Here is an 18,943-nt window from a genome sequence, read left to right as displayed (position 1 = left end):
GATCCCTCTTTTCCCCAATGCTGTTAAGCTTCCTTCCTCTTCGGATCCAAGCGGTCCCGCAGCCAATCTCCGAGAATGTTGACGGCCAGGACAAGCAGCGTAATCGCCAGTCCCGGGAACGTGCAGATCCACCAAGCTACCGTCAGATAGCCCCTCCCTTGGGAGAGAAGGGTGCCCCAATCCGGAATCTCCTTGAGCAGGCCGAGTCCGAGAAAGCTGAGTCCCGATCCCGCCAGAATGGAGCTTCCGATTCCGAGCGTCGCCATCACGAGCAGCGGGGACAGGGAATTGGGAAGCACGTGACGCCGAAAAATCCCGAAGCGCGACACTCCGATCGAGCGGGCCGCCGTAATGTACGGCCTTCCGTTAATGCTCATCGTTTGCCCCCGCATGACCCTGGCATAGCCGGGAATGGCGCTGCTTGCGACGGCTAAGACGATGTTCGTCAAGCTCGGACCCATGGCGGCGGCGATGGCCAGCGCCAGCAGAATGCCCGGAATCGTCATCAGCGTATCGATAATTCTCATCAGAATCGTATCGAACCATCCCCCGATATACCCCGACAGAGCGCCGATCGTCCCGCCGACGAGCCCTCCGACCACGACCGACATCAAGCCGATGAACAGCGAATCGCGGCTTCCGTAGACGACCAGGCTGAACACGTCTCTTCCGAAGTAGTCCGTGCCGAACGGATGGGCGGCGCTTGGTGCCTGCATCAGGCTGTCCGCCAGCATCTCCGTAGGGGAATAGGGCGCGATCCACTGCGGGGCGATGGCGCATAACGCGATAAACGCGATAACGGCAACGGCTCCCGCCACGAATAGCCGGGATAATTCGAACCGCCGCCCGGACGAACGAAGCGCGGGCAGCTCCCACTTCCGCTTCTGCAGCACGGCCTTCGCCGTTGCCGATTCCCTCATCCAAAACTCCTCCTTACGCAGCGCGCCTGACGCGCGGATCGATGTACGAATACGAGATATCGACAAGCAGGTTCACTAGAACATAGACGATAGCCGAGAACACGATAACGCCTTGCACGACCGGCAAATCCTTCGCCAGGATGGCGTCCGCGACAATGCGGCCGATCCCTTGCCTGGAGAAGACCGTCTCGATGACGACCGCGCCCGCGAGCATCTCCCCGACCAGCATTCCGATCATCGTCACGGCCGGGATAAGCGCATTGCGCAAGGCGTGCCGGTACATGACCGACCTCTCGGACAATCCCTTGGAACGAAGCGTCACGATAAAATGCTCGTTCACCACTTCCAGCATGCTGTTGCGAACCATCCGGACGATGAACCCCGCGCCGATCAGCCCGAGCGTCGCCGCGGGCAGCACGAGCGTTCTCCAGCCGTCCGACCCCATCGCCGGCAGCCAGCCGAGATGGACCGAGAAGATCAGCAGCAGCAGAATTCCCGACCAGAACGTCGGCATCGAGATTCCCAGCAAGCCCACGATCCGGGCGACGACGTCGATCCATCGGTTCCGGTGAACGGCGGACAGAACGGCAAGCAGCACCCCGGCGACGACGGACAGGAGGGCGCTGGCGGCGGCAAGGGCTAACGTGGCCGGAAAATGCTCGACGATCTTCGGAAGCACCGGCTCGGAGTTGAGCAGCGACTTGCCGAAATCGCCCTGCAGCAGCTTGCCGAAATAGTCGGCAAGCTGTACGTACAGGGGCCGATCGACCCCAAGCTGATGGCGAAGGCTCGCGATCTGCTCGGGAGTGGCGGAGGAGGGATCGATCAAGGAGTCGACCGGATCCCCGGGAAGCAAATACATGATGACGAAGACAAGCAGGGAGGAACCCGCGACGACGAGCAGCGAAGACAGCGCCCTGCCGAGGATCGCTCGAACCATGGCTGCCACCTCTTTTCCGTCCTTATTTCTGAATGTACACGCCGCCGAACTGCGGATAGCCCACCGAGTCGAACGCAAGGCCCTTCACCGAGTTGGAAGCCGCTACCGTATACGGGAACACGTAGATCGGAAGGATAACGACATTGTCCTTGATGAACTGCTGAACGTTCTTGTAAATCTCCGCCCGCTTCGCTTCGTCCTTCTCGACGGCCCCTTGTTCCAGCCATTGGTCGAGCTGCGGATCGGACACGTGCGCCAGGTTGCCGAGCGCCCCGGGAGCGGCGGTATGGTAGAACTGGTATAAGGCGTTCGGATCGACGTTCACTTGGCTGTTGCCGTAGATATCGTAGTCGTCGTTCTTGAATACTTTCGTCAGAACGTCTTTCGTGATTTCGACATCGACTTGGATGCCGATCTTCTTCAGCTGCTGTTGAACGATAACGGCGATGTCGTTGCGTTTCTCGCGGTTCGGGGATCCGTCGACGTAATGAAGCGTGAGCTTCTTGCCGTCCTTCTCCCGGATTCCGTCCGCGCCGACGGTCCAGCCCAGCTCGTCGAGCAGTTGGCCCGCTTTGGCCGCGTCCGGCTGAACCGAGTTCTCCAGCGAAGCGTCGTAGCCGAAGATGCCCGGCGTCAGCGCGGACCAAGCCTGCTGGTAAGTACCCAGATACAGCGTCTTGACGATCGTTCCCACGTCGACGCCGTATTGAAGCGCTTGACGGGCTTTCAACTCGTTCCAAGGCTCTTTGTTCTGATTGATGAACAGCGTGTACGGCAGGCCGCCGGTGTCGGCTTGCAGCAGCTGGAAGTTCGGATCGCTCTTCAGCGCGACGATATTCTGCGGCGGGACGGTCTCGGCGGCCAGCACCTGCTTGCTCTGGACGCTTCCGATCCGCGTCGCTTCCTCCGGAACGATCTTGAACGTGATCTTATCCAGATAGGCGGGTCCTTGGTTGCTGACGGTCTCCGGCCCCCAATGGTAGTCGGGGTTGCGTTCGACCGCGATCTCGGCGTTCTCCTCCCACTTGACGAACCTGAACGGACCGGTGCCGACCGGGTTCTTGCCGAACTGATCGCCGTACTTCTTCGCCGCCGTCGGCGAGACGATCGCCAGCGTCGATTGGGTCAAGTTGACGAGGAACGCCCGGGAGGGAGAGGCAAGGTTGAGCTTGATCGTATAGTCGTCGATAATCTCGGAGGAGGTATACGGCGACAGCGCTGCGGCGGAATTGCCCGCCGCCGTGCTCGGATCCAGAATGCGGTCGAACGTGAACTTGACCGCTTCCGCGTTGAACGGGGTGTCGTCCTGGAATTTCACGTCCTGCCGAAGCTTGAACGTATAGCTGAGCCCGTCGTCGGACACGGTCCACTCCGTGGCCAGCCATGGCTTGATCTCGTTGTTCTCGTCCTTGACGACCAGGTTGTCGAAGATCGTCCGGTAAACCCGGGACGCGACCGCAAGGCCGCTCCGGCCCGGATCGAGCGTATCGGGAGAGGTGGCGAGCGCGTACGTCAGCTCTCCTCCCTGAACCGGCGTCTCCGCCGAAGCCTGCCCGGCGGAGGGAGCGGCCGAAGACGCCTCCGCCTCCCCTCCCGAAGCGCCGTTATTGTTGCCGCCGCTTCCGTTATTGCCGCCGCCGGCGCAAGCCGACAGGACCAGCGCGACCGCGAGCAGTAATGTCGCGGCGCCCGAATAGGAATTCCTTCGTCTCATCGCTTAGCACTCTCCGATCCGCCGCTCGCGACCGGCTGCTTGGCGTAGCGGTTGACCGGGAAGCTCAGCCCCAGATTGCCGCGCAGCGTGTCATGCTCGTATTCGGTGCGGTAAAGCCCGCGCTCTTGCAGGATCGGAACGACGAGCTCGACGAAGTCGTTCAGCCCGTTCGGAACGTTCGAGCCGATGATGAAGCCGTCCGCCGCTCCCGCCTCGAACCATTCCTGGATCCGGTCGGCGACCTGCTCCGGCGTGCCGATGAAGTCGCCTCTCGGCGTCGTGGAGCGGATCGCGACCTGGCGAAGCGTCAGATTATGCTCCTTCGCCTTCGCCTTGATCCGGTCCGTCGTGCTGCGGAAGCCGTTCGAGCCGAGTTCGCCGAGCTCCGGGAACGGCTCGTCGAGCGGATACTGCGTAAAGTCGTGATGGTCGAAGAAACGGCCCAGGTATTGCAGCGCGTCCTCGATGGACCCGAGGTTCGCCGTCTCCTCGTACTTGCGCTCCGCTTCTTCCGCCGTCCGGCCGACGATCGGCCCGATGCCCGGGAAGATCAGGACGCTGTCCGGAGAACGGCCGTATTCCGCGGCCCGGCGCTTCACGTCCGCGTAGAACCGCTTCGCTTCTTCCAGCGTTTCGTGGCCGGTGAACACCGCGTCCGCCGTCTTGGCCGCCAGGTTCTTCCCGGAATCCGAGGAGCCGGCCTGGAACACGATCGGATGGCCCTGCTTCGAGCGGGCGATATTCAGCGGGCCCGCCACGGAGAAGTGCTTGCCCTTATGATTAAGGCGATGGAGCTTCTCCGGATCGAAGAACACTCCGCTCTCCTTGTCTCGTACGAACGCGTCGTCCTCCCAGGAATCCCACAAGCCCTTCGCGACCTCGAGGTACTCCTCGGCGATCTCGTACCGGGTCGAATGGTCGGGATGCGCTCCCTTGTTGAAGTTGGACGCGGCGCCTTCGCCCGGAGAAGTGACGACGTTCCACCCGGCGCGGCCTCCGCTTATATGATCCAAGGAAGCGAATTGCCGGGCTACCGTGAACGGTTCGCTGTAGGAGGTGGACAGCGTGCCCACCAGCCCGATGTTGGAGGTGATCGCAGCCAGGGAAGACAGAAGAGTGACCGGCTCGAAGCGATTCAGGAAGTGCGGGATCGCCTTCTCGTTGATGAATAAGCCGTCCGCGATGAAGACGAAGTCGAACTTGCCCTCCTCCGCTTTCCGAGCCTGACCTTGGTAATAGGAAAAGTTGATGCTGGCGTCCGACTGGATCTCGGGATGCCTCCATGCCGATACGCTGGACCCTACCCCGTGAATGACCGCTCCCAATCTCAGCTTGCGTTTTACCGTCATATGTCCCACTCCTCATCCCTTATCGTTAGTTAATTCCCTGTATTCTGGTATGAATTATATTTATTTAATTGCTACTATAAGGGATGCGGAAGCCGATTGGTTATAGAAGAATTGAATCGAACGATATAAAAGAACTATGCGTGCAGCAAAAAAGACCGATGATCGCTCATCGGTCCTTTAAGCTCGTCATGCGAAATCGAACTACGTCCAGCCCCAGAAGAACCCGTCCCGGTCCCAAGCGATCCGGCCGCGGTGCAGCTTGCGGAACGCCTTCTTCACTTCCTTCTCGAGGGAGGCGTTGCCCGCCTCGTTCACGAACACGAATTGCTCGCCGAAGTTCTCCTTCACGTAAGCGATGGCCTCCTCCTGGCGCAGCATTCCGCGCTCGCGGATCTCGTTAACCATCCATTCCGCCACCTGCTGGGCGGTTGTCTCCATTGGCATCGGCGAATCCTCCTAACGGCCTCACGCTCGGGTGAAGCCTTCCTCCTCCAGGTACTCGACCGCTTCCCGATACGAATCGAAGACGCCGTCGAGATTGAGGCCCGCGTAAACGTACCACATGCCGCCCAGCCCCTCTTCCTCGTCTTCGAGCTTCAGCTCCAGCGTCTGCTTCTTGTCGTTGATCCAGCGCTCTTCCTTGGAAGGCTTGGCCGTAGAAGCCGCCGCCTCTCCTCCGAGAGACAGGGAAGCGATCGACTTCGCGACGAGCTCGCGGAATTCCTCCGCCCCGTAGTCCCGGATGCTGACCATTCCCTTGTCGTCGGCCTTGCCGTCGAACTCCCGAAGCCGCCCGACGTAGACGAACCCGTTCCCGTTCCGATGCAGATGATACACGACCGTTTTCTTTTCGAAAGCGCTGCCTTCATAATGATAATTCACGCGTCCCATGGACACGTCCTTGCGCGCGAGCTCGGCGAACGAATCCGCGATGGCGAGCTTCTCTTCGAAACTAAGCATTCCAGTCCTCCATTGTCCCGATGAACGGGAATCGATTGGTTGCCGTCATTATAACACAAAGAGAGCCGACAACCGTCAGGCTGTCCGCTCCCTCTGTCCGGGGCCTATTATTCGAAGGATTTCAACGGAATGACGAATTCCTGAATGCCCGCCGCATACGGCAAATATTCATATTGCTGGAACGCGATGACGAGACCGTTATGATTGAGATAGAACGGACGATCCGGTTCGATCGTCTCGAACGGAGCGATCAGGTCTTGATCCAGCCCTCTCGACTTCAACTGGGCTTTGATGGCGTTATTGATAATCGACACGTAATTCGGGTTGCCCTTCGCCGCTTCCTTCAAAGTCAGTAGGCTGCCGGTGGCCAAATCGAACGTATAGGGCACTCTGAGGGTACCTCCATGCGCCCCTCCCGAGTAGACATAGTAGTCCACATAGAGGCTGAGGAGCCCCTGCTCGTTATAGGATACCGTGTAGGTGCCGCTGAACTCCACGGCCCATTCGCCGGTTTGGCTAGCCGCCTCCAGGAGCTGCTTCTTGCCCGCCTCCGCTTGGGACTCCGCTTCTTGCTTCAGATAGTCGTTGATCTTCCGCTGGGCGGCTTCGCTTGCCAGGCCCGTCACGCGCGGATAGTTCACGGACAGCTCGAGCCGCTTCGCCGCGTCGTTATACGAGATGCTCCCCGTCTCGATTCCGACGGCGTTCTCTTCGAGCTTCGTGATCTCGATTCCCTTGCTCGTGGAATTATAAACGATCTCGTACCCCATGCGCTCCAGCAGAAAACGCAAAGGAAGATAAGTCGAGTCGTTGTTGACGATCGGAGGAAGCCCGTAGATCTTCTGTCCGTTAAGCGTCATATCCCCCGACTTGAGCCCGAGAACGAGCTTTCTTCCGTTGCCTTCTACCGTGACCGAATCGTCCGCTTTGTTCCATGCCGTGCGAAGCCCGAGCTTATCGTTCAGCATTCTAAGCCCGACATAGGTCGTATCGTAAGAGTTCAATACCGAAATATTGGACGAGACGCCGCCTATGACGAACGACTGTTTCAAGGTTTTGTAAGGAGCATCCGCCGAAGCCTGGCCCATCGCGCCCATCCATAAGGTTGCCGATAACGATAGAGCCAATGCGAATGGAATCGCCTTTTTAGCCGCTTTTTTCTTGTTTGCCCATTGATCTCCGATGACAGCGCGCATCCTCATCCATCTCCCTTTGCAGTAACGCTTATTTAACCATTAGACGGAGGAATTCGGGTCTCGGTTCAATGGTTCTTTCTGCCACTATCTTGGACAAAATCGGGAGTTTAGACGCACCTAAGATCAATGACTGCCTCCAAGCGGGCAACCGCCATGGTCAGCCCCGAGCCTTAACCTTCTTCGAATCCGTCTTGCCGTTCTCTTCCTCCATAAAAGCCATATGCCCGAAGCCCCAACCGCACATGTCGGTCAGGATCGAACTGAGGGTGCTCCCATGCTCGGATAGGGAATATTCGACTTTGGGCGGAACTTCGGGGTAGACCGTACGAATAATCAACCCGTCTTGTTCCAACTCCCGAAGCTGATTGGCCAGCATGCCCTGCGTCACCTTCGGAAGTTTCCTTCGCAATTCCCCGAACCGCTTGGTCCCCTCATTCAGCAGAATAAACAAGATAAGAGGCTTCCACTTGCCACCGATAACCTGAAGCGTCGATAGGATTCCCTGCGTTCTGACGGTTTTGCCGTTGTCCCTCTCCAAGCTCTCATCTCCCGTCCGGTAATCGATGGTTTCATTTTACCAAAAATCCTTCGGCGCCAGGAGTACTCCCCTGAAAAGGACCTAGTACGTTTCTCCGTACTAGTACGATAAATATGCGTACTTCTCAATCGGCGGGATCTCCCCGATAATGGGAAACGAATCAAGGCTTACGAAAAGTAAGGGAGGAGTACATCGATGAATATCATGGTCATTTCCGCGCATCCCGATTTAAGCAGGTCGCGGGCGAACCGGACCTTAGCGAAGAAGCTGAAGGAAGAAAAGAACCTCCTGTACCGGGATCTCTATACGGAATATCCGGACTGGCATATCGATGCGCAGAAAGAACAACGGCTGCTGCTGGCTTACGATCGGATTGTGCTGCAATTCCCCTTGTACTGGTATAGCTGCCCGCCGCTTCTGAAAAAATGGTTCGACGACGTGTTTACCTTCGGTTGGGCTTACGGAACGGGGGGCGACCGCTTGAGGGGAAAAGAGTTCATGATCGTAACGGCGGCCGGAGGCACGGCCGAATCCTACCGGTCGGGAGGAGATAACGAGTTTACGATCAGCGAGCTGCTCAGGCCCATTCAGCGCACGATTACCAAGTGCAACGGGACTTATCTCCCCGTATTCGTCACCTACAATGCCGATAAAGGGACGGACGACTACCTCGCCGCCGAAGCGGAACGATTGTCTGAGCTCATCCGCCGGCCGATCGAAGCGCTAGCACATTAAGTTGCCGGACTAGCTCCTTCGACAACTGCGGCTTACGGAAGTGACGGCCCTTATTTGCCCTAAATGGAGTCGCTTTGAATTCTAACGGAAGCTAGAGACGTTATTCTTTCGTAATCGCCTCGATTGGATGGTTTTTAATCGAAATAAGGGCTGTAGGTTCCGTTAAAATCGTAAACGAACCATTCTGTGCCATATAAGGGCTCTACGTTCCGTTAAAATACGACAAGGCACGGAAGGTCGTTATCCCCACCTTCCGTGCCTGTTGTCTTACGAATAAACTCGAATCTCGACCAGCTCCGCGCAGGCCGCTCCGTTCGTCTCCGCGACGACGACGCGCACGGCGTCCGCGGCGACGGCTTCGCCCAGCGCATGGCGCACCGTCCGGCGGCGGTTGCCGTCCGCCGAAGCGATCGTCTTCCACTCGCCGGCGACTCTCGCTTCTACCCGGTACGCCTTCGCCAGCTCCGGAATGACCTCGAACGGGGTCCGGTGGTGATGCAGATTGATCAGGTCCTCGTTGACGTCGTCGTTCCACGTAACCCGAACGTCCCGAAGCTCGACCGGACGATCCCAGCTCAGCTCCAACCACTCTTCGCCGCCGTCGGTAAGCGGCTCGGACACCCACATTTGCGGGCCGCCGTAAGGCCGCTTATAGCCGCCAACGGCTTTGGTCGGCTCATAGGCGGACGTTGCCGAGCCCGTCCGGAAGCAGAACGGCCTGCGCACGAGCTTCTTCATGCTCCAAGCGACGACGAGCTGGCTGTCGTCCTTATCCTCCAGGTCCTTAACCGCGTTAAGAACGGCTTTGTTCTCGAAGGCAAGCACTCCCGTGAACGGCTCCTCCGACTGGTACAGCCGTACCTTCTCGTTAGCCCTTACGATAACGAACGCGTTCTGCGCCCGATCCGGCTTCCATTCCAGGTCGAACGCGACCCATCGGTTCGATCCGGCAGCCACCGATGCGACGGCGCTCGCTACCGGCCGATGCGGAACATAATTCTCCGGCCGTCCCGTGTCCCACAGCTCGACGGTCAGCTCGGTGTTCGAATCCGCGTCGACCAGCAGCTCCAACCCCTTAAGCTCCGGATCGACCGGGAACAGAATGGCCGCGTCCTGCGTGAGCGGATACGAAGCGGCGCCCTGCTCCACCGCGATCCGGGTCCTTGTCGAGGAAGCCCGCACCTTCGCCTGCCGAGCCAAATCCTCTGCATCCTCGTTAGCCACTCCTACGATCGAAGCGTCCTGCTTCAGCATCGTCTGCTGCAGCCGGCCGAGCTCCTTCTCGTGAACCTGGCGAGGCGTAAGGCCAAGCTCCGCGCAGATGGCAGCCGCCGTGCCCGCCGCTTCGCCCATGACGGCGCAGGTCGCCATGACCCGCGTCGTGCCGAAAGCCACGTGCGTGGCGCTCACGTTCCGGCCGGCGAACAGCATGTTCGAGACGTTCGCCGAGTAGAGCGAACGGTACGGAATGTGGTAGATGCCGTCGGCGTGCATATGCTTCGAGCCGCTCTCCGCCGCGTACATTCCTTGCGGAGGGTGCAGGTCGATCGACCAGCCTCCGAAGCCGATCCGGTCGCGGAACGGCTGCTGCCCGATGATGTCGTTCTGGTTCAGCACGTAGTCCCCGACGAAGCGGCGATACTCTCTTTTGCCGGGAATCGATCCGACCCACTCGAGCGTCATCGTCTCCGCGTCGAACTGGCCGGAGTTCTTGATATAATCCCAGATGCCGTAAATGACCGACCAGAGCTCGTCGCGAATGCGCTCGTTGTCGTGGACCGTGTCCAGCTCGCCGCCCCACTCGATCCACCAATAATGACAACCGGAATCCCCGCTGCGGATAACTCGCTTGATCGGGATCGGGGTCTGAGTGATGTCCTTCGCAAAGCTAGGGGGCACGAATTTGACCGGCCTGCCGGCATCCTGCGTGTAGAAAAGCAAGGTGCTGCCGAGCGTGATGTCGTCCGCCGTCTCCGGCGCCCACTCCTCGCCGTACTCGTGCGACGCCTCGCGCCCCAGCCGATACTTCGCGCCCGCCAGGAACCCGACGAGTCCGTCGCCCGTGCAATCGAGGAAGATGGGGCTTTCGTATCGAATTCTTCGTTCCGAGCCCATCATCCAGCCCGTCACCGACAGGATGCGGCGATCGTCCTCGCCGCCTTCCGCTTCCACCTCGTGCACGTCGGTGTTCAGGAACAGCCGGATGTTCGGCTCCGCCCGCACCGTCTCCAGAACGACCAGGTCCCATAGATAAGGGTTGCCTTCCGGATTGCGGTACTGGTTCTCCACGAACATCTCGCCCATGATGCCCGTCTCCCGGGCGTACCGGTTCGTCCCGTGGGCGGTAGCGCCGCACACCCATACCCGAACCTCGCTGCTGGAGTTGCCTCCGAGCACGGGGCGGTTGGTGACAAGCGCTACCTTCCTGCCGAGCCGCGCGGCCGCGACGGCGGCGCAGACGCCGGACAAGCCTCCTCCGACGACCGTGATATCGGATTGAATCGTCTCGCTACGCATGTTGGCACTCACCCTTTGACAGCAGAATTGGTCAAGCCTTGTATGATGAAGCGCTGGCCGATAATGAAGACCAGAATCATCGGAACGATGCCCGCCGAAGCGGCCGCCATCATGCCGTTGTAATCGATCATGTTCTCGAGAATGAAGTTTTGCAGGCCCAGCGGCACGGTGTACAGCCTCTCGTCGATAAGGAATACCAGCGCGTTCTCGTAATCGTTCCATTGCCAGGAGAAGTCGATGATCGCCAGGGTCGCGAGAGCCGGCTTCGCCAACGGCAGAATAAGCCGCAGGAAGATGCGGAAGTGGCCCGCTCCGTCGATGAAGGCCGATTCGGAGATCTCGTGCGGAATGGACAGGAAGAACTGCCGGATCATGAACACGCCGAAGATCGTGAAGAAGCCCGGGAGAATCAGAGCCCAATGCGTATTGTAGATGCCCGCCCACTCGAACATGATGAACTTCGGCACGAACAGCACCTGCGGCGGAATCATCATCATCGACAGGTAGACCATAAAGAGCGCGTTGCGCCCCCTGAACTCGATCCGGGAGAACCCGTACGCGGCGAAGGCCGAGATGAAGGTCGCCCCGACCGTGCCGATAACGGCGATCTTGAGCGAGTTGAGATAGTACGTTCCGAAGCTCTTCGCGCCGGTCCACACCTTGACGTGGTGGTCCCAGGTCGGATGGGCGGGAAGCCACTTGATCGGATATTCGAACACCTCGGTAGGCGTCTTAAGGGAAGTCGTCAGCATCCAAATGAACGGAACGACCATGATGATCGCAAAAGCCAGCATAATGACCGTGATAACCAGACGCTTCGGCACATCCCAGTTCATGCGTCGTTTAAGCTCCATGCGGGGTTCCTCCTTTCTTCGTCTCGGCGTTTAATAGTGAACCCATTTTTTCTGACCGATCCATTGGACCGCCGTAATGATCAGGATAATCGCGAACAGCGCCCACGAGATCGTCGAAGCGTATCCCATATCGTAATAGCGGAAGGCGTTCTGGTAGACGTAGAGGGACAGGATCGTCGTGCTGTTGCCCGGCCCGCCTTGGGTGATCGCCTGAATGATGCCGAACGTCTTGATCGACATGATGAGGCCGGTGACGAGCAGCAGGAACGTCGTGGGGCTGACCAGCGGCCAGATGATTTTGCGCAGGATTTGGCTTCTTCTCGCCCCGTCGATCTTCGCCGCCTCCATCAGCTCCGGAGACACCTCTTGAAGCGCCGCCAGGTAGATGATCATGTTATAGCCGAGCATGAACCACACCCAGATGATATCGATCGCGTACATCGAGGAAGTCGTCGTCGACAGCCACCCCGGCGGATTATCGATGCCGATGCTTCGGAGCAGGCCGTTGATCGGCCCTTGCTTCGGCTGGAACAGCAGCATCCAGACGAAGGCGACCGCCACACCGCTCGTGATGTAAGGCATGAAGTACAACCCGCGGAGCAGCTTCTTCAGGTAGATTCTCTCGTTCAGGACGACCGCGACCAGAAAGCCGAGCGCGACCGATACCGGAACGGCGAGCAGGAATACGATCGTATTCTTCAGGGACTTGTAGAACAGATCGTCGTGCAGCAGCCGGTTGATGTTATCGAAACCCACGAAATCCACGTTCGGACTCATGAACTTGTAATTCGTGAACATCAGGTAGAAAGAGTAAGCCGCGGGGATCAAGAAGAAGAGCAGAATGCCGAGCATGCTCGGTCCGATGAATACATATCCCAGCAGACGCTGTCTCCTCATCCAGTTGTTTCTCATATCGTTTCATCCTCGCTTCTTCTTGGGATACGTCCAGTCTATCAAGCGAGCCGTGTTCCAATAAGGAACAAAACCATCGACTTCATGCTACAAATCCATGTAAAAAAAGCCGCCCGTAAGGCAGCCTCAGAGGAAAATGCATCATTTTGTTCTATTGCGTACTGCGGGAGAATGTCGTTGCCGCGATGGATTCAGCGGGCTCGATCGGGCTCCGTTAGGCCGCTTCTCCCCTTCGCTCAGGGAGAGTGAAGTTGCTTCGGCGCTCACGCATGTGGTGCATCCGGTGCACCTCTTTGACTCTTTGTCTGCTAGTTTCGCATATGTGGTGCATCCGGTGCACCTCTTTGATTTACGTCTGCCTGACTTAGGCTTCTTCTCCCCTTCGCTCAGTAATCATCAGGCTAGTAAAATAGCCCTTCGCAGACGAGCCTTGTTGCCAAGGGTCTCGTCTGAGAGGGGCTATCGATAGGAGCCGCCGTCTGGCGAATTAAGAAAGCTTGAGGTATGCGGCCAGCCGCAGCAGAAGCACTACCGCCTCCGCGCGAGTGGTGGACGCCTGCGGTTGGAACCGATTGCCGGCTTGGCCCAGAACCAGCTTGGCGTCGAACGCGGCCTGGACGTAAGATTTGGCCCAGTTGCCGATGGCGGCATCGTCCGCGAACGAGGTCCGAGGAGTCGAGGCCGCGGCCAGCCCGGCCGCTCTTGCCAGCATTGCGGTCGCTTCTTCCCGGGTGATGTTCTCGTTCGGGCGGAACGTATGGTCGCCATAGCCGCTGAGGATTCCCGCCTTCACCACGCTTGCCGCCGCTTGGGATGCCCAAGCCGGAATGCTCACCCGGTCGGCGAACGTAAGCGGCTCTCCGTCCGCTAAATTCAGAGCTTGGCTCAGCATGACCGCGAATTCCGCGCGGGAGACGGCCTTGTTCGGAAGGAACGTACCGTTCGGGTATCCGTTCACCCAGCCGCGGGCCAAGCCGTCTTGGATCTCCTTCTCCGCCCAGTGGCCAGCGATATCGCCGAAGGTCGGTTGCTCGTTCTTGGCAACAGGAAGAACGGCGAACAAGGTGAAGTGATCGGTCTGTCCGGTAACGGTTTTGCCGTCGTATTCGCTCGGAATCTCCACCCATTGCCCGGCCGTCTCGTCATAATAGAACAGTCCCGGCCGCTCGTCGGCGCCTAGCTCGCTGGCCGTCCATTGAATGCTAATCCGAACCGGAAGGGCAAACCTGCCTTCCACGTCCTTCGTTAGCGAGAAAGCGTCGCTAAGCAGAGTCTGATCGGAACCAAGCAGCTTCTTCGCGTCACCCGTTGCTTTCTTCATCGCAATCGACATGCTCTGCGTGATTGCTCCGGCAGGGATCTGCAGCGTGATCCCCTTGATCCGCAAGGTATATTCTTGTCCGGGTACTAGGTAGAAGCGATAATCATCCAACAAGGACGGATCCACCGGCAACGAAGGAATCGATGGCGTCACGGCCGTACCGATGTTCGAGATCTCGATCGTTGACGTCCGTTTGTTGCCCGCCCTATCGGCTGCATAAACGGTATACTTGCCGTTCCGGGAGACGCTGATCAGGCCCGATTCCGGCACGTCCGTCCCGAAGGCCGTGTCATCGAAGGCGCTCGCACCGAGCTCTCCCTCAGCCCACTTCAAGGCCGCAATTCTGTTCCCGTTTTCTTCGCCATAAACTGCCGCCGACACGGAGATGTCCACTCTCGCCTGATTGGATTCCTTAGGACTGTAATCCAGAGAGATCGTCGGCAGTTCGGTCACGATGTTCGAGATCGAGAGGACAGCCGCTTTCCGGTTGCCTGCCGAGTCGGCCGCATAAACGGTGTACGTGCCGTTCCTCGTCGCTTGGAAGGTACGAACCTCCTTGATGTCGGTTCCGAAAGCCGGATCGGCAAAGTCGCCGGTCGTATAAGAGCCTTCCGCCCACTTCAATGCGGCAAGCTCGTTGCCCGCTTCTTCGCCGTAGACGGTTGCGGCAACGGAAATCTCCACCGGGGTATTCACGATCGAAGTCGTGCCAGGATTCAGCGTGATCGTCGGAAGCTCGCTCAGGATGTTCAAGATCTCGATCCTCTCGACTTTCTTGTTGCCGGCGGCGTCGGCTGCGTAAACCGTGTAAATGCCGTTCTCCGTCGCTTGGAAAGCGCCCGCTTCCCGGATATCCGTGCCGAAGGACGGATCGGCAAAATCGCTGGCCGCATACGAGCCTTCCGCCCACTTCAGGGCGATGAGCTCGTTGCCGGAAGCAGTACCGGAGACTGTCGCGATAACCGTGACGGGTACGACGTCGTTGACCGGCGTCGTTGCGCTCGGGATCAGCGCAATCGTCGGCGAGTCGGTCACGATGTTCTTGATCTCGATCGTCTCGGCCTTCTTGTTGCCTGCGGTATCGGCCGCATAGACCGTATAGGTACCGTTTTCCGTCGCTTGGAATTTTCTCGTTCCCGGGATATCCGTCCCCAAGTCCGGGTCGGCGAAATCGCCGACCACATAAGAGCCTTGGACCCACTTCAGGGCGGTTAGCTCGTTGCCCGAAGCTTCGCCGGGTACCGATGCCGTAACGGTGACGGTCACGGCGGCGTTAACAGGCGAAGTCGCGCTCGGGGTCAGCGAGATCGTCAGTTGATCGGTTACGATGTTCGAGATCTCGATCGTCTCGACCGTCTTGTTGCCGGCAGAATCGGCCGCGAACACGGTGTATGTGCCGTTCTCCATTGCTTTGAAAGCACGTGCCGTCAGGATATCCGTTCCGAAGTCCGGATCGGCGAAGTCGCTCGCCGCACGCGAACCTGGCGCCCACTTCAGGGCTGTTAGCTCGTTGCCGGAGGCAGCACTGGAGACTGTCGCGGTAACCGTGACGGTTATGGCGTCGTTGACAGGCATCGTTGCGCTCGGGCTTAGCGCAATCGTCGGCAAGTCGGTCACGATGTTCGAGATCGTGATCGTCTTGACTGTTTTGTTGCCGGCTAAATCAGCCGCATAGACCGTATAGGTACCATTCCCCGTCGCTTGGAAAGCCTGCGCCGTCAGGATATCCGTTCCGAAGTCCGGATCGGCGAAATCACTCTCCGTATGCGAACCTGGCGCCCACTTCAGGGCGGTAAGCTTGTTGTCTAAGTCTTCTCCGGAGACGGAAGCAGAAACGGTAACTTCCACGGGGGTACTGACAGGCGAAGTCGTGCTAACGTTCAATACGATCGTCGGCAAGTCGGTCACGATGTTCGAGATCGTGATCGTCTTGACTGTCTTGTTGCCGGCTAAATCAGCCGCATAGACCGTATAGGTACCATTCCCCGTCGCTTGGAAAGCCTGCGCCGTTAGGATATCCGTTCCGAAGTCCGGATTCGCGAAGTCGCTTGCCGTATAGGAGCCTTTCGCCCACTTCAGGGCGGCGAGCTCGTTGCCGGAACTTTCGCCGGGAACGGACGCGACGACGGAGACGGGCACGGCGGCGTTGCCGAGCGTTGTCGTGCTAGGGATTAGCGCAATCGACGGCGCGCCGGTCACGATGTTCGCGATCTCGATCGTCTCGGTCTTCTTGTTGCCGGCCGAATCGGCCGCGTAGACCGTATAGGTACCGTTCTCCGTTGCTTGGAAAGCGCGCGCCGTCAGGATATCCGTTCCGAACGCCGAATCGGCGAAGTCGGCAACCGTATGCGAGCCTTTCGCCCACTTCAGGACGGCAAGAGCGTTGCTCGGGACATTGTTCGAGACCGTCGCGGCTACGGTCACCGTGACGACTCCGGTCGTAGGCGATATAGGCGAAGGCGTCAAGGTAATGATTGGGGCGAGGCCGTTCACTATTACATTGGTAAGAGTTGGCGGCGCGGGAAGGCTTAACAAAACGGCTTTTCCGAGCGCGGTAATCGAGCCGTCCTCCCCTAATTCGATGTCGGCATCTAGGCCGATTCCGTTCGTATCCAGATCGCCCGGCTGAACCGTATAGCGGAAGTTCAGCTTCTCGTGCTGGCCGCTCGGCTGCCCGATAAATTTGGCCATCCTGGTCCCGATGCCGATGAAGAGCGGCAAGATCGGGGTCCCTTCTACCTCAACGGGGTGGTCGTAAATGACGGTAAAATCAAGCGTATCTCCGAGAAGATAAGACCCGGGAGAAGGAGCTTGCACGGAGATCGGTTTCGGCGTCGGAACGATAATCGCGAGGCGGTATACAGCTTGCCCGAAGCCGCCGGGCGCAACGATCCGAATGTCGACCTTATTCTCGCCAAGCGACAATGCAACGTTCCCCGCGCTGTCTCCGTTGTAGGTGACGGTCGCCCCCGCGTTCGCCGCCGTCGCGGACACCGTCGCGTTCCCGACGGGTCTATCTAAGCTGAACAAAGGAGTGCCGCTCAGCGGGTCGAAACTAGGCGATACGTTCGCTCCGGTTGCGGTAACCGTCAGGCCGGATAGAAGCACGCTGTTTAAGACGGCCATCGGCATCGGATACGTGGTTCCTTCGATCAGCCCCCAGCTCCCGCTGCCGAACGACCAGCCTGCTCCGGTGTAGGTGGTTTTCGCCATCATCTCGGCCGTGGACTTGCCAAGGCCGCCTCCGGCCGAAGCGGCCTGTCCGCTCGTCTCCTTATCCCAGAAGGAGGCGGAAACCGTTCCGTCCGGACCGCTTCCGACGAGGCCGCCGGCCGAAGTATCTCCCTCTACCGAAACGGCGGAGAGCGATTCGACCACTGAGCTGTCCGAATCCAAGCTGCCAACGAGACCGCCTACGGCTTCGTTGCCGCTTACCGCCCCTTTTGCCGAAACTGAGTTGACGTCGGAATCGACCGCATGTCCGATCAATGCGCCGACGTTACGATTCCCCGTCAGTTGCGCGTCCTCCAGGACGACGTTCTTTACGGCCGCGCCGGAGGCATAGCCGAACAAGCCGACGTCGTCGCTGCCCGATCGATTCGCTGCAAGGTTCAGAAGAACATGGCCGTTGCCGTCGAAGGTCCCGGCGAACGGCTCGGAGGCGGAGCCGATAGGCTCCCATCCTTCGCCGGCCCCGAACGAGGACAGGTCGAGATCGGCGTCGAGGCGGTAGACTTGATCCAAGCCGTAGCCCTCTGCCGAATCTCCGATCTTCACCAGTTGCTCGGCGGTCGTAATGCGGTGAGGATATTCCTCGGTGCCAGCATCGCGATTGACCGTTAACTGATAGGACGCCTGCAATCCGTTCTTGGCAACAACCTTTATCTCGAAGTCATTAGGTCCCGGAACGAGCGTTAGCTCCGAGCCGGTTCCCCCATTTACGGAAACGGTTGAGCTGCCATCCATGGCGATGCCTTTCACGTCGATCCGATCGACCTTGTTCTCCACGTGCGCGGAATAGACGCCGTAATCGCTTGAGAAGGGCCGATCCAGGGTCAGCTCGGTATCGTCGTCCGGATTCTGAACCGAGAGCGTATCCAGCGCCACTTTCAGATAATCGGAGCGATGGAGAGGATACGTGCTCTTCTCGATCATCCCCCAAGTGTTCGCGAAGTCCCATCCGGAATAGGTGGATTTGAGCTTCATCTCGGCCGTCGTCTTGTCGCTGGCGCCCCCGAGATCAGGCACGCCGCTTGCTTCCGTATCCCAATAGGAAGAAGTGACCCTTCCGTTAGCTTCCAAGTATCCGATCATACCGCCGGAAGACATGCCCGACGGAATCGATACGGCCGCATATGAACGCGTAACCGTTGCGAATTGGGAGCCTGTTCCTGCCATGTAGCCAACAATACCGCCGAAGTTTTGATTAGGCAACTTGCCGAATTGAAGCTGGCCCGCCGCGAAGTTATCTTCTAGGGCACTGGTATTGTTATACCCAACCAGCAGGCCGACTGCTTCATTGCCCGTCACCGACCCTTCGACGGACGAGCCGACAAGATTAGACCTCATCAAGTCTCCGGCGATGCCTCCGACATAGTCGCCTCCGCTTACTTGGATGTCGGCAAAGTGAACATTGAAGATCTCCGCTTCTTTAACGTTGCGGAACATGCCAACATTGTTCATATTCGGCTTATCGATGGTCAGATGAGAAATCGTATGACCATTGCCATCCAGTTTGCCAATAAACGGATCGATATTGTCTCCGATCGGCTCCCAATCGCCAAACGAGGACATATCGATATCCGCCGTGAGTCGATAATTGCCGTCGAGGTCGTTCCTAATATTGTTCAACTCCGTCGCGGTACCAACCTCGATCCACACTTCGTCCGCGGCGGCAGCTTGCGGCACGGGCCCGTACAACCCCGCCAACAGCGAGACAATCAGCAGCATCGATAATCCGATAGAGATTCGTTTCTTCATAAGAGGA

At 58.6% G+C, this 18,943-nt stretch carries 13 protein-coding genes; 1 reads left to right on the top strand and 12 read right to left on the bottom strand.

All coding sequences use genetic code 11. From position 1 onward, the window contains the following. Positions 1-23 precede the first annotated feature (23 nt). The 8 genes from H7B67_RS26770 to H7B67_RS26735 form a co-directional block, all read right to left on the bottom strand. Entirely contained in the window at positions 24-920 is an 897-nt protein-coding gene (locus H7B67_RS26770) for an ABC transporter permease (protein ID WP_185122947.1), read from the bottom strand. Between the two features lie 13 nt (positions 921-933). Next, positions 934-1,860, bottom strand: a complete 927-nt coding sequence (locus H7B67_RS26765) for an ABC transporter permease (RefSeq protein WP_185122946.1) — start codon at positions 1,858-1,860, stop codon at positions 934-936. A gap of 22 nt (positions 1,861-1,882) precedes the next feature. After that, a complete protein-coding gene (locus H7B67_RS26760) occupies positions 1,883-3,574 on the bottom strand; it encodes an ABC transporter substrate-binding protein (RefSeq protein WP_185122945.1) in 1,692 nt (563 codons plus the stop codon). Continuing rightward, on the bottom strand, positions 3,571-4,923 hold the full coding sequence (locus H7B67_RS26755) for an LLM class flavin-dependent oxidoreductase (RefSeq protein WP_185122944.1): 1,353 nt from the start codon (positions 4,921-4,923) through the stop codon (positions 3,571-3,573). The genes H7B67_RS26760 and H7B67_RS26755 overlap by 4 nt, the downstream gene beginning before the upstream one ends. A 201-nt stretch (positions 4,924-5,124) precedes the next feature. After that, on the bottom strand, positions 5,125-5,361 hold the full coding sequence (locus H7B67_RS26750) for a DUF6953 family protein (RefSeq protein ID WP_185123035.1): 237 nt from the start codon (positions 5,359-5,361) through the stop codon (positions 5,125-5,127). Positions 5,362-5,388: 27 nt separating this feature from the next. Next, the gene (locus H7B67_RS26745) at positions 5,389-5,883 is read right to left on the bottom strand and encodes a hypothetical protein (RefSeq protein WP_185122943.1); all 495 of its coding nucleotides are present in this window, start codon (positions 5,881-5,883) and stop codon (positions 5,389-5,391) included. Positions 5,884-5,990: 107 nt separating this feature from the next. Next, positions 5,991-7,079, bottom strand: a complete 1,089-nt coding sequence (locus H7B67_RS26740; protein WP_185122942.1) for a stalk domain-containing protein — start codon at positions 7,077-7,079, stop codon at positions 5,991-5,993. 157 nt (positions 7,080-7,236) lie between these two features. Next, positions 7,237-7,617, bottom strand: coding sequence for a winged helix-turn-helix transcriptional regulator (locus tag H7B67_RS26735; protein ID WP_185122941.1), 381 nt, complete (start codon positions 7,615-7,617; stop codon positions 7,237-7,239). Between the two features lie 195 nt (positions 7,618-7,812). Here H7B67_RS26735 and H7B67_RS26730 point away from each other — a divergent pair, with 195 nt between their 5' ends. Beyond that, positions 7,813-8,352 (top strand): NAD(P)H-dependent oxidoreductase, encoded by a 540-nt coding sequence (locus tag H7B67_RS26730; RefSeq protein WP_185122940.1) that lies wholly within the window; start codon positions 7,813-7,815, stop codon positions 8,350-8,352. A 267-nt stretch (positions 8,353-8,619) separates the two neighbouring features. Here H7B67_RS26730 and H7B67_RS26725 read toward each other — a convergent pair whose 3' ends face one another. The 4 genes from H7B67_RS26725 to H7B67_RS26710 all read right to left on the bottom strand — a co-directional run bounded on the left by H7B67_RS26725 (position 8,620) and on the right by H7B67_RS26710 (position 18,936). Continuing rightward, the gene (locus H7B67_RS26725) at positions 8,620-10,869 is read right to left on the bottom strand and encodes an FAD-dependent oxidoreductase (RefSeq protein WP_185122939.1); all 2,250 of its coding nucleotides are present in this window, start codon (positions 10,867-10,869) and stop codon (positions 8,620-8,622) included. Between the two features lie 8 nt (positions 10,870-10,877). Beyond that, on the bottom strand, positions 10,878-11,723 hold the full coding sequence (locus H7B67_RS26720; protein ID WP_245363546.1) for a carbohydrate ABC transporter permease: 846 nt from the start codon (positions 11,721-11,723) through the stop codon (positions 10,878-10,880). Between the two features lie 30 nt (positions 11,724-11,753). Next, positions 11,754-12,635 (bottom strand): carbohydrate ABC transporter permease, encoded by an 882-nt coding sequence (locus H7B67_RS26715; protein WP_185122938.1) that lies wholly within the window; start codon positions 12,633-12,635, stop codon positions 11,754-11,756. A 487-nt stretch (positions 12,636-13,122) separates the two neighbouring features. Beyond that, positions 13,123-18,936, bottom strand: coding sequence for an S-layer homology domain-containing protein (locus tag H7B67_RS26710; protein ID WP_185122937.1), 5,814 nt, complete (start codon positions 18,934-18,936; stop codon positions 13,123-13,125). Positions 18,937-18,943: the final 7 nt, after the last annotated feature.

Origin of the sequence: Cohnella thailandensis (assembly GCF_014212135.1) — a bacterium.
Classification (GTDB): Bacteria; Bacillota; Bacilli; order Paenibacillales; family Paenibacillaceae; genus Cohnella; species Cohnella thailandensis.
Note: the sequence above shows the minus strand (reverse complement) of the source record. Positions and strands in the feature narration are given on the sequence as shown.

Bases quoted from the DNA above. Each gene is read 5' to 3' on its own strand.
- H7B67_RS26720 (WP_245363546.1), bottom strand. From the start codon at position 11,723: ATGGAGCTTAAACGACGCATGAACTGGGATGTGCCGAAGCGTCTGGTT.
- H7B67_RS26715 (WP_185122938.1), bottom strand. From the start codon at position 12,635: ATGAGAAACAACTGGATGAGGAGACAGCGTCTGCTGGGATATGTATTC.
- H7B67_RS26740 (WP_185122942.1), bottom strand. From the start codon at position 7,079: ATGCGCGCTGTCATCGGAGATCAATGGGCAAACAAGAAAAAAGCGGCT.
- H7B67_RS26760 (WP_185122945.1), bottom strand. From the start codon at position 3,574: ATGAGACGAAGGAATTCCTATTCGGGCGCCGCGACATTACTGCTCGCG.
- H7B67_RS26725 (WP_185122939.1), bottom strand. From the start codon at position 10,869: ATGCGTAGCGAGACGATTCAATCCGATATCACGGTCGTCGGAGGAGGC.
- H7B67_RS26765 (WP_185122946.1), bottom strand. From the start codon at position 1,860: ATGGTTCGAGCGATCCTCGGCAGGGCGCTGTCTTCGCTGCTCGTCGTC.
- H7B67_RS26745 (WP_185122943.1), bottom strand. From the start codon at position 5,883: ATGCTTAGTTTCGAAGAGAAGCTCGCCATCGCGGATTCGTTCGCCGAG.
- H7B67_RS26710 (WP_185122937.1), bottom strand. From the start codon at position 18,936: ATGAAGAAACGAATCTCTATCGGATTATCGATGCTGCTGATTGTCTCG.
- H7B67_RS26730 (WP_185122940.1), top strand. From the start codon at position 7,813: ATGAATATCATGGTCATTTCCGCGCATCCCGATTTAAGCAGGTCGCGG.
- H7B67_RS26750 (WP_185123035.1), bottom strand. From the start codon at position 5,361: ATGGAGACAACCGCCCAGCAGGTGGCGGAATGGATGGTTAACGAGATC.
- H7B67_RS26770 (WP_185122947.1), bottom strand. From the start codon at position 920: ATGAGGGAATCGGCAACGGCGAAGGCCGTGCTGCAGAAGCGGAAGTGG.
- H7B67_RS26755 (WP_185122944.1), bottom strand. From the start codon at position 4,923: ATGACGGTAAAACGCAAGCTGAGATTGGGAGCGGTCATTCACGGGGTA.